Genomic DNA, 12,895 nt, shown 5'->3' on the forward strand with positions numbered 1-12,895 from the left:
TCATCTGTTTGTTATAATTTTAAAGTAGCACCAAAAATGATTGTTCTCGCAGTTGGGTAACTGGTATAATCGATACCCAGAGATTGGTTACCGTTCACTGCCTTAGGGCTGTTGATCAACGGATCGTAACCGCTGTAATTGGTGATGGTGAACAGGTTTTGCCCCGTAACATAAATGCCAAGCCCCTGTAACCAGCTCAATTGTTTAACCTTGATATTGTAACCTAAACGCACGGAATTTAACCTGATGAAATCAGATTTCTCCAGGTACAATGATGATAATTGCGGCGGGTTGGCGGGGTTGGCGCCCATATCGAAATAATGCCTCGATACATTTCTGTCTGAAGCGAGGTTATTGATGTTCAATGCATTTAAACCGGTATTGTTCACCAGGTAAGCACCCGTTTGTCCGATAAAAGAAAATGAGAAATCGAAATTCCCGTAACTCATCTGGCTGTTCAATCCGTAAGTAAAAGTTGGAATGGCGCCCTGGAAGATTACTTTATCATTATTGTCGATCACCCCGTCGCCGTTCACATCCCTGAAGATGTTGTTGCCCTTGCTGTCGAAACCGATGTGTTCCAGCATGTAGAAAGATCCGGCGGCATAACCATTTCTGTAGATGTTAGCCGTTACGCCCGAAAGGCCAGGACCAGAAATAGTACCCGAAGTGATTTCCGAAATTGGAAGGTCTTTTACCTTATTGTTCAACGTGGCACCGTTCACATCAACGCTCCAGTTGAATTTACTGTTGCTGATTAGTTTTGAGCCGAGCATAAACTCAAGACCTTTGTTCACAATCTTACCACCGTAGTTTCCGTCGAGGTTTACCCAGATATCAGGCGTAGGGCTCAGCACAGGTGATGGAATGTTGAGGATGGCATCGGTAGTGGTTTTGTTGAAATAATCAAGTGTACCATAAAGTTTGCCTTTGAAAAGTTCGAAATCCAAACCTACGTTATACTGGGTAACCACCTCCCATTTAAGGTCAGGATTTGCCGTTCGGGTAACATTGATACCGTTTACCAGGGCAAGGTCGTTGTTAAGGTAGTAACCCTGGTTAGGCGAAAGTGCATAACTGGCCTGGGTAAGCTTGTTCTGTACCTCCTGGTTACCTGTTTGGCCCCAGCTTGCCCTTAATTTCAGTTCGTTAAACACAGGGATTTGCTTTAGAAAATCTTCCTGCGCGATGTTCCAGCCCAGTGCAAAAGAAGGGAAGTAACCATATTTGTTGTTGGCACCAAAACGGGTAGAACCATCGGCACGTACCGATGCTGTTAACATGTATTTATTATCATAGGCATAGTTTACCCTCGAGAAATACGACTGCAGCTCATTGATCTGCGCAAAACCTGATACCCCATTTTGTGTACCCGCATATCCCGGATTGTTCTCAGGCAGGATGCCTGTACTCTTAGGCGCTATGCCACTAAGACTGAAACCTGTTCCGCTTCTTTCGAATTTCTGGTAAGAAAAACCTGCAATCGCCTCGATTTTGTGTTTACCGGTAAGCAGGCTGTAGTTCAGGTAATGCTCCATCAAAGTACTCTTCGAATCGAGGTTGGTTTGTACATATCTTCCCGTCGGGTTCAGGTCTGTAATGTTGGGGAAGATAGTGGTGTTACGCTCACCTACAGAACGATCGAGACCTAAATTGAATTTATATTCCAGGCCTTTAACAATCCTGAAGGATACATCCATGTTGCCCAGTACTCTTAAAGTGCGGGTACGGTCGCGGTAAATATCCAGCAGATAAGCAGGGTTATAGTGCGCATTAGCGTTGAAGTTGGTAAAATTCCCGTTATTGTCGTAAACTGAACGGGTTGGGTTCGACATTAATGCCTGGATAATTAGCTGACCGTTAGATCCACCATCATCGCTGGTGGGCACACCATCGTCGCGGGTTTCGCTACCGGTTAGGTTGATCCCGATCTTTAAGCGTTTATCATCCAGAAAAGATTCGTTGGCGTTAATCCTGGCCGAGGTACGTTTAAACTCACTGTTCTTTACAATACCCTCCTGGTCCATTTGTGCCGCCGAAACATAATAGTTACCGGTATTGGTGGCTTTAGAGAAGGATACCGAGTTGTTTAACGTTTTGGCCTGGCGGTAGATTACATCCTGCCAGTCGGTATTGCCACCGTGATCGAAAGATTTGTCTTTGATTGCCGCACGATACTCATCTGCATTTAACAGGTCGAGTTTGTGTGCAACATTTGAAAGGCCCAGATAAGAATCGTAGGTAAAACTACCTGCGCCTGTTTTGCCCTTTTTAGTGGTTACAATTACCACACCATTCGATCCACGCGCACCGTAAATGGCTGCTGCAGAGGCATCTTTGAGTACAGTAATCGACTCGATATCGCTGGTATTCAGAAAGTTTAAAGGATTTTTAGCTTTTGATGATCCAAAACCCACGTTGGAGCCGCCCGGGCTTACATCGTCGTTGGTTAAAGGCACCCCATCAACCACGAAAAGCGGTGTACTGCCGCTACGGATAGAACCTGTACCGCGAATGGTTACATCCACACCGCCACCAGGTTCGCCACTGCTGGCCACCACCCTTACACCGGCGATTTTACCTTGTAACAGGTTATCGGCAGAAGTTACAATGCCCTGCCTGAAACTGGATGCATCAAGCTGGGTAACCGCTCCGGTTACATCTTTTTTAGCCTGTTTACCATAGCCCACCACCATTACCTCATCCATCATGGAAGCATCTGGATCGAGCTTGATGTTGATTACATCGGCATTAACCGCCACAATTTTGGTTTTGTAACCGATAAAGGAAACCTCAAGGGTTTTGCCCTTAACGTTGTTCAGTTTGAACGCACCCTTGGCATCGGTAGAAACAGCGTTAGTGGTGTTCTGTTCCTTTACAGTGGCACCGCTTAAAGGCAGGTCTGTTTCGTCGGTAATCCGCCCCGTAACAGTGCGACCGGTTTGCTGTGCGGAAACGGCAAATGACGCAGCCATCATCAGCATACACAGCACCACCTTCTGGAAAAGATGGCCTGGTAACCGGAATTTAATAGAATAAAGTCCTTGCATAATTAATAAATCGTAAGTGTTTGGTTTGGGATATTGTTATTTTTGAAATTGCACAAAGATGTTACTTTGATGTAAGGAGTATGGAGCAACAACATTATTAAATTGTTAAATCTGACAGGCAGATTTTAAGTAATAACAGCAAAATAAATGTGGCTTAAACGTTTATTAGAGATGAATTTTGAGAAGATTAGCTAATTTTTTGGCCAAATGAAAACCTGCCAAATTATATTTGATGCTATTCTGAACATGCAATAAATCGTCATTAGGGGCGTAGTCTTATCTAAATCCGTCATTTCAAGTGGAGTCTCTCCTCGTACCGTCATTTCGAGCGGAGTGCAACGAAGTCGAGAACCACGTAGTGCTCAGCGAAGCTAAATCTGTCTTGAGAATATTTCCGAGACAGATCTCTCCGCTACGGTCGAGATGACGATCCTTTTATTGGACTTCGTTTTTTCTGCCTAGTCTTACCTAATGCCGTCATTTCGAGCGGAGTCTCGCCTCGTACCCTCATTTCGAGCGGAGTGCAACGAAGTCGAGAACCACCTAGTGCTCAGCGAAGCTAAATCTGTCTTGAGAATATTTCCGAGACAGATCTCTCCGCTACGGTCGAGATGACGATCCTTTTATTGGACTTCGTTTTTTCTGCCTAGTCTTACCTAATGCCGTCATTTCGAGCGGAGTCTCGCCTCGTACCCTCATTTCGAGCGGAGTGCAACGAAGTCGAGAACCACCTAGTGCTCAGCGAAGCTAAATCTGTCTTGAGAATATTTCCGAGACAGATCTCTCCGCTACGGTCGAGATGACGATCCTTTTATTGAAGTTCTTTTTTCTGCGTAATCTTACCTCAATCCGTCATTTCGAGCGGAGTGCAACGCAGTCGAGAACCACGTAGTGCTCAGCGAAGCTAAATCTATATCTATGTGGTGTAAGATGTTACCATCTTACACTTATAAAATTATACAAATTGATTATCTTTTCCCCATGGCTTATCCTTGCCTCGGCTCGCCGCCGCCGAAGGGCTCTTTCTTTTTGACATCAAAAAGACCAGCGCAGCTAGCTTGAGTGCAATTAAAAACATAAAAAGCACATGAAAAAACAAAAAATGCCGGCTGAAAATTTTTCTTTGTAAACACGTAAGTTGGCTTAGTTGGTGGAGCCCGAAAAATTTGTTAGGCCGGAATTTAGGTGAACGGTGAGGTTGTGCTTTGGCCCTGCTGGGTGGCAACCCAAAACGGAATAACATCACATCGGCACAGATAACATCCAGTCTACACGACGTTCGGCAAGCAAAACTTACTCTTTCATTTCGTCTGCACGAGCCAGGTATTCGCTGGGCATGCAGCCATAGTGCTGTTTAAATGCCGTAGAAAAATAAGATGGCGAATTGAATCCGCACATATAGGTAATTTGCGCAATGGTGTAGCGCTTGCTCTGCATCAGTTCTACTGCTTTATTAAAACGAATACGCTTGATAAAATCGGTTGCTGATTCGCCGGTTATGGCCTTAAATTTTAAATAAAGATTAGAACGGCTCATGCCAATCGCCCTGCTAAACTTATCGACCGAAAATTCAGAATCAGCCAAATGTTCTTCTACAATGGCAATGGCCTGTTTTAAAAATTCTTCATCGAGGGTGTTAAAAGCAATATTTTCGGGCACCATTTCTTTCCGCGTAGAATAATATTCTTTTAAACGTTTACGCGAGCGGAGCAGGTTGGCTACTTTGGCGGCCAATAAACTGGTAGAAAAGGGTTTGGTTACATAATCGTCGGCACCCATTTCCAAACCTTTTATCTGCTGATCGGTTTCATTCCTGGCCGTTAACAGCATTACAGGGATATGCGAGGTATTGATGTTCTGCTTTACGCGTTTACAAAAATGCAGTCCATCGAGCTCGGGCATCATTACATCGCTGATAATGATATCATATTGTTCTATCTCGAGCATTTCCAAAGCCATCTGCCCGTTAAATGCAACAGCTATCTGATATAATTTGCTAAAATACTCCTGCAGGTAAGCTGTAATTTCTTCATTATCATCTACAATCAGTAACTTAATTGCTTTTGAATTTATATCCTCCGGCAGCGTTTCATCTTCTTCCCAAACAGCAATATCTTGTGTCGTTTCTGGCTGATCGGGCACAATAGACAATTCGTACATGCTATTCTCAGGGTTGATGTACTTGCGGTATGTTTCATCCGAAACGGGAATGCTAACAGTAAATACACTGCCCTGCCCTTTTGCACTTTCGGCTTTGATATTTCCATGGTGCAGCTCCACCAAACTTTTGGTAAAAGCCAAACCAACCCCCGAGCCAAGGTTCATTTCGCGGTTATTTACCTGGTAAAAACGATCGAATACTTTTGATAAATCCTCATCGCCAATGCCCATGCCTGTATCGTTTACCTTAATCAATATATGATCGTTCTGCCGGATTAATTCAATGCCAATTTTATGACCGGTTTCAGTGTATTTAAACGCATTAGACAGCAAATTGAACAAAATCTTCTCCATGGCATCTTTATCAAAATAGAAAGAAAGTTTGGCCTCGGTTGAATGAAAGGTATAACTGATGTTGTTCTTTTCGGAAAGCGGTCTGAATGATTCGTAAATCTCGTGTACAAAACTCACAATATCGCTTTTATCTACCTTGAGCTTCCTGGTACCCATTTCGGTTTTCCTGAATTCGAACAATTGATCTACCAGGTTATAAAGCCTTTTGGCGTTAATGAGCATCAGGTCGTATTTCTTTTTGAGCGCCTTATCAATCTGCGGCAGCTTTAACAGTTCTTCAAGCGGCGCCAGAATAAGGGTTAAAGGTGTTCTCAACTCATGCGATACATTGGTAAAAAAATCCATTTTCACCTGGTTGATGTCTCTTACGCGTTCTTTTTCTATGCGCTCCAGTTTTAACTGCTGTAAGGCTTTAATACGCTCGGCAATAATTTTATATCCCAGGTATGAAGCAATGCCAATTATAGCAAATAACAAAAGGTAGAACCATAACGTACGGTACCATGGTGGCAGGATCGCTATTTTTAACTGTTTAACCGGGCTTACTTCGCCATTTGGACCGAGTGCTTTGATTAGAAAGGTATATTTTCCGGGCGGAAGGTTATTATAGCTCACCCTCATTTCGCTGGTTTTCTGCCAGATATTATCAATCCCTTCCAGTTTATAATAATATTGGGTACGGTTTGCAGAGATATAATTAAAGGTATTGAACAGGATGCTAAACTGCTTAAATTCTGTACCAAGTTCAAGCTTTCCGGCCTGATCGATATAACCATTCAGGATACCGGTTCCATCGCCGGCCGCCACTGTTTTGTTAAAAACCTCCAAACCTGTAAATGTAAGGTTTAGGCTAAGCGGTTGCTGGTTAACCATTGAGGGATAAAAATAAGAGATACCCTTTATGCCGCCAAAAAGCAACATTCCATCTTTGGCTTTGTAAAAAGAATATTCGTTAAACTGGTTATTCTGCAGTCCGTCGCTTTCATCAAAGGTTTGTTTCAGGCCTTTATCAACATTAAACTTAACCAGGCCGCTATTGGTCGAAATCCATAAATTTCCGTCATCATCGGGCTGGATGCCGTAAACGGTTCCTTTAACAAAATCTTTTCTTGATTTGAAACTGATAAAAGCCTGCTGGGTTTCATCGTAAAGGCTCATTCCCTCCCGGGTACCCATCCAGATGCGGTGTTTTTTATCCTCCGTGATACAAGTTACAATGTCTTCGCTTTCTTTCCCGTTTACCGTTGTACCAAAAAGCATGTTATCGGGGTAGAAAAGAGTAACACCATTGGTGGTTCCGATCCAGATGCGGTGCTGACTGTCTTCAAAAAGGAAAGTAATATCATCAGAAGTAAGCCTTTTACCTGCTTTATCGAGGTGGATGTGTGTAAAAGTTTGTGTTTCGGGATGGAACTGATCTAAACCGGTGCGCGTACCTATCCAAATACGGCCCTTGTAATCTTTAACAATGCTGTATACCAGATCGCCGGCAATACTGTTGGGGTTATTGTCATCGTGGCGATAGCGTTTTACAGTACCAGTATTGGGATTGAGCACGTTTAAACCACCGTTGTGTGTACCAATCAGCACATTGCCCTGTGCATCAAATTCGATGGCTTTAACATTGTTAGAACCCAGGCTGTTTGCATTATTTTCCTGGTTGGAATAATAGCTAACGGTATTGTTGTTTCTGTTCCAGTAATTGAGGCCTTTATCGTTGGTACCAATCCAAAAGTTACCTTTGGCATCCTGTTTAATAATACCGATCACCTCATCGTTTAGAGAGGTTCGGCCGGTATTCTGGCTCAAAAGGTTAAATTTGATATCATCTTTATGGTAATAATTTACCCCTCCGTAATAAGTACCCAGCCAGATTGCTTTTTGCCTGTCCTGAAAAAAACAGCGCACCGAATTCTGGCTGATGGTATAAGGCTGCGAAACCTGGTGGTAATAATTATCGAAACTAAGTTTGCTTAAATCGAGCACAGAAAGTCCTTTAAAAGTGCCAATCCACATATTACCATCCACATCTTTACCGATGCACCTTACATTGTTATCGGAAAGGCTGTTTTTGCCGGGCTGATGAATAAAAAAGGTAGTATTTGCTGTTGGCGTGTTGTATTTAATCAGTCCGTTACCTTCGGTTGCCACCCAAAGGTTTTTTCCATCGATATACACATCGTTTACGGCCGGTTTATCAACACCGAGGTTTAATTTGGTGAGGTAATGACCTTGCGGGTTAAATTTAAAAAGCCCAACTTCGGTACCAATTAGTATATCTTTATTCCAAGAGCTGATATACGATATCTTTTTAATGCCATGTTCGAGTGCATTAACATTAACCTGTTTAAATTCGGCTGTTCCCGTAGCTAATTTAAAAACACTCCCGGCAATTGTAGTAGCCCAGATATTGTGCTGTGCATCTTCGGTAATAGATGAAACATACCACTCGCCCAAACTCCGCGGAAGTTTATAATTTACAAAATTATCAGCAGCATAGCTGTAACGGCTGATGCCCTGGTTTCCACCGATCCACAAAGTGCCTTTATGATCGATAAACAGGTTACGGATATAATGCGATTGTAAGGCATTTTGATCCCCTTCAACCGGGCGGTAAATTTTGAAACCTTTGCTATCGTAACGGTTTAAACCATCCTGCGTGGCCATCCAGATAAAACCAACGCTATCCTGTCTGATCGAGAAAACCGTACTTTGCGACAAACCTTTATCAACCGAAATGTTTCGAAAATAACGCTCCTGCAACTGTGCATGTGCGTTGCAGAAAGCAAAAAGCAGGCCCATACCGATTAGAAAAGCAGTTAGCCAGCGCTGGGCAGTGGCTGTATCGGATGTTTTAAGGGTTTTGCTTTGAAACATGGTTTCTCAAATTTAGTAATTCTTATCGTCATCTCGAGCGGAGTGCAACGTAGTCGAGAGATCTATCGAGGCAGATCTCTCCCTACCCGAGGCAGGCGGGCATTCAGCGTTGCTCCAGTCGAGATGACGTTTTGGATAAAACTCTACTTATCATAAAGCGCTACATCAGGCAGTTGATCGAGCACTTCCTGTTTATCAGGTTTTGTTCCTTTCATTTCGAGTAAAAGAGAACTACCCGTTTGCTCGGGTTTGTACAATTTACCATTAAAAATGATCGGTAAATCGCCGTAATTAAACAACGCTTTTGCCTGTTTACCAAATACCTGTAGCGATGCTTTTTTATTGCCATCCAGCTGTGCCCTGATATCCCAATCGCCAAGCTGTAAATGGTATATGCCATTTGTGGCTGATAAAGTTTTAATGATTTCGGTTTTGCCATCTTTTACCTGGATGAGGGTTAAAAACTTAAACTTTTGTGCAGGTACCGAAGTAATGCCCGCATGCCATTGATCTACAAAATCTTTAATTTTTCCTTCGTCGTTGGTTACCTTATTCCAGTTTACCGCAGCCTCATAAAATTTGTTGTGCACGTTTAAGTTTAAAGCACTATTGGCAAATACTGCAGCATTTACATTACCAAGATCAGTTTTTAAGGCAAAATGTTGTTCATTTGGTTTATCCGTTGCCTGCGCTTCGATGGTGTAATACGGCGCATGAAATTGTGTGGTCCATTTTACAGGTTTATTGGCTTCCAATTCATCGTATAATAAAATATAACCCCCTTCTAATTGAAGCATGTGCCTGCGGTACAGGGTTACACCACTTTCGCCATAACCATTGGCTTTGTTGGGCACTAAATTAATCTGCTTAAACCGGTCGAGCCAAAACTCACTCTTAATTTCGCCGTAGGCATTACTGGCATCGCCCAAAGCGTATTGAATATGCTGACCAGAAATCGCCCTGGCGATCCAGCCATAACCTTCTTCACCAATTTTCTGGTTCAAACTATCAGCCAAAATGGTATTATAAGCTTTCGAACTACGGTAGTACAATAAATTATGTTTATCGCTGAAATTGCTGTAATAACCACTGCCACCAAACAACACCTTACCTTTATAATTAATGGTAAAGGCATTTTGTGAGGCATGCCCATGGCCGGAGGAACCAAACGGACTGCTAAACAAATAGCTGCTCAGGGTTTTATCGGCATTCGCCAGGTCATCGTGCATGGCCACTACGCCAACATCGGCAAAATTTCGACTCCTGGGCAGGTTTTCGGGCGACAAAACAGGCAGTTTCCGATCGGGTTTATAATTTAATAAACGAAAAAGCAGGAAATCGTCGGTTCCATGAAAGTAGTCGGGATGAGAACTTTTGATCTGACTTACATACCAATTAAGATAAGGATTATCCATTCGGTAAGTAAGCGCATCGGCAAACCAGGCTTCGCCTTTTACTACCGTTGGAATGTTCTCCCACATATCGCCAATGGCTGTAGAGGCTGCATTATTGGGATGGGTGTACAAGAGGTAATAAGGTAAATTCTGCATCCATGGTAGTTTAAAATAATCTACACCACTAAAATCGCCGAACATCTGCGAAAGGTAAATAATCGATTTAAAATTAACCCTGAAATAACCGTTCCCTTCGTGCCAGCCACCATCGGTTGTGCCCAGAACAGGGAAGCGTGCCGACCATACCTCGTACATATAAGTTAACCATTCTTTGGCCTCAGGCACTTCGTTCACCACTGCCACAGTGGCAATAGCCAGGTTCCGCAAAGTAATCTGCCACACGTGGTTATCGCTAACGTGCAGTTCGAAACGGTTGGGCAAATGATCGTAAACACGTTTAGCCCTGATGGTGATGATGTTTTTAAAGAGTGCTTTCTCCTGTGGATCGAGAAAACTGTAACCGGCATCATAAAACCAGCCCAAAGCTTCCAAAACGGCTCCACTTGTAAAATCATCACCTGTAGCCAGTCCGTTGGGATCCATTCTGGCAATATTCAATGCCCTGCGTTTGGCATCGAGGATAAAACGTTCGTCTTTAGTAAGCTGATAAGCAATGCACAGGTTACGTACAGGCGTGCCCACAGCATCGCCAAAACCATGGTACATGCGCTCGATGATGATCTTTTTTTCGTGGTCGTTTTTACCCGTGGTATCGATAATCCGCTGAGGTTTTTCGGTTGGCAAAGGTTCTTTCATCAGTTTTTCGGCAAAAACGACAAACTTTTTAGCCTCGGGATTCTGCAGGTTATTGCGGTAAAAATCCTCCCCGATTCTGGTCATATCCCATAACAAAGGATGCGCCCCCTGATTGCGTTTTAATACCTCGCTTACCGGAGGAGAAACTTTTTCGTTTGCATATTTCGCATCCACTACAAAATTATACACCGGCGACCACAACCAATTGTTATTTCCCTTTAGGGCATAAGCATATTTCCAAAACCATTTACCGGGTTTAAGGGCCTTGTGTAGCGGATAAACCGCCCATCGTTGTACATCACTTGCTATTAAGTCGCTTTTAAAATTTTGATCGCTGGCCAAAATCACCTTATAGCGCACATTGCCAATATTCGGATCTTCGGGCACCTCGCTGCCGCTTTCCATGGGTTTAACCATAATTTTTCCGTTGGTACCGGGCCAAAGCAAAGCCGGGGCATTGGTGGGTACAGTAATACCATTGGCCGGATAAGGCCACTCGCGCACCCGTGCATGCAGTTTTTCGGCCGTTAATTTGATAACTGCAGGTTGCTGTTGGGCAACAACGGTTAGTGAGAGTAGTGTTAAGATCGGGATAATTATTTTCTTCATTGTTTGTGGTTCAATTTTTTCTTTTTATTTGGGCGTGCCCCTGCGGGTCGGGCTATTCGCTACAAGTCCTCTCCCGATGAAGAATCGGGATGCGGGCTTTTCGCTGCTATCCCTCACGCGGAACCAATGCTTTAGAGCAGATGCTTGCCAGGATACGTCATCTCGACTGAAACGCAGTGGAATGGAGAGATCTATCTCGAGACAGATTTCTCGACTGCGTTGCACTCCGCTCGAAATGACGACCGTAGGAAGGGATACCTACAACCCTGCCTTAAACTTATCCCCATTTGTTTTGCACCATTGTTTTAAATAAGTCCTCATTGCTATTAGTTTCTTTTTGTATTTATGATCTACCGCAAGGTTATTCATCTCGCCCGGATCTTTTGTTAAATCGAATAATTGTTCTTTAATATCACCTTTGTTGTATACAATATATTTAAAATCTTTCGTGATCACCGCACGACCACTGATACCCAAAAGTTCTTCATTATCGGCAAAATCGGTTTCGATTACCAGGGTATCGCGCAGGTTTTGCTGTGGATGATCGAGTCTTTTGCCTATGTCTATTCCTTTTAAATATTTAGGTTTTGGTATGCCTGCTAAACCGCAAATGGTAGGGATAATATCAGTTCCGTTGCAAACCAGCATATCATCTGTACGGGGTTTCCACTCACCCAGTTTTGCAATGATAAAGGGTACTTTCGAAGCCTCTTCGTATAAAATCTGTTTCTGGTTCCAGCTGTGGCCTGCATAACCATCGCCATGATCGGCTGTAAAAACAATGATGGTATTTTTTTCTACGCCATACTTTTTTAACGAAGCCAGTACCATCCCGATATATCCATCTACTTTTTCTACCAGGCGGTTATAGGCCCAGCGGTATTGCCGCCACTCACCGGCATTCCAGTTTACGCTGGGGTAAGTACGTGCACTTACTTTCTGTTGCTCGCGGACGATCTGCGGCTCATTCGCCGGAATTTTCCAGTTGGCAGGCAATGGCGGACATTGATCTGCAGGAGGTGTATCTTCCAGAAGATCCATTTTTAAGGTTTCGCCCCTGGCCCATTCACAGATATCGTGCGGATTTAAAAAAGAAGCCACCAGTAAAAAAGGTTTCTCTTTGTTTTCTTTAATAAAACGGGCACAATAAGCAGGTGTACCTGCATCGTTATAATCGAGGAAATTGGTATTCTGGATATATTCAAAGCCATGCTGACTAATCTTCGCAGTCGGCACGGGCAAATGCCATTTACCTACATAACCTGTTTGATAACCTCCGTTTTTAAAAATCTTGCCCATCATCAGCAAACTATCAGGCCACTGGCCGTCTTTTTCGGGTGCATTACCCACAAAACCAGTTTCAAAAGGCATTTTACCACTAAAAATAGCTGATCGTGATGGTGTACATAAGGGCTGTGCACAGTAGGCTTTGGTAAAACGAATACCATTTTGTGCCAGTTTATCCATCGCAGGGGTATGCAGGTCTTTATTACCTGCAATACTCATTGCCTCTGCCGTTTGCTGATCGGTCATAATAATCAGAATGTTGGGTTTCTGATTACTTTGTGCAAAACCATTTAACAACAGCGCATTAAAGGCGAACAACAGGAAGATCCGTATTTTTCTCATTCACTA

4 protein-coding genes are annotated in these 12,895 nt (G+C 43.3%); all 4 read right to left on the reverse strand.

Annotated features, from left to right (window positions below):
- Nucleotides 1-11: 11 nt before the first annotated feature.
- The gene (locus DRW42_RS10095; RefSeq protein WP_113948699.1) at nt 12-3,050 is read right to left on the reverse strand and encodes a SusC/RagA family TonB-linked outer membrane protein; all 3,039 of its coding nucleotides are present in this window, start codon (nt 3,048-3,050) and stop codon (nt 12-14) included.
- A gap of 1,293 nt (nt 3,051-4,343) precedes the next feature.
- A complete protein-coding gene (locus DRW42_RS10100) occupies nt 4,344-8,441 on the reverse strand; it encodes a hybrid sensor histidine kinase/response regulator transcription factor (protein WP_244215239.1) in 4,098 nt (1,365 codons plus the stop codon).
- 143 nt (nt 8,442-8,584) lie between these two features.
- Nucleotides 8,585-11,260 (reverse strand): DUF4962 domain-containing protein, encoded by a 2,676-nt coding sequence (locus DRW42_RS10105; protein ID WP_113948700.1) that lies wholly within the window; start codon nt 11,258-11,260, stop codon nt 8,585-8,587.
- A 258-nt stretch (nt 11,261-11,518) separates the two neighbouring features.
- The gene (locus DRW42_RS10110) at nt 11,519-12,889 is read right to left on the reverse strand and encodes a sulfatase family protein (RefSeq protein ID WP_113948701.1); all 1,371 of its coding nucleotides are present in this window, start codon (nt 12,887-12,889) and stop codon (nt 11,519-11,521) included.
- Between the last annotated feature and the right edge of the window lie 6 nt (nt 12,890-12,895).

This window comes from Pedobacter miscanthi (genome assembly GCF_003315595.1).
In the GTDB taxonomy this organism is placed as follows: Bacteria; Bacteroidota; Bacteroidia; order Sphingobacteriales; family Sphingobacteriaceae; genus Pedobacter; species Pedobacter miscanthi.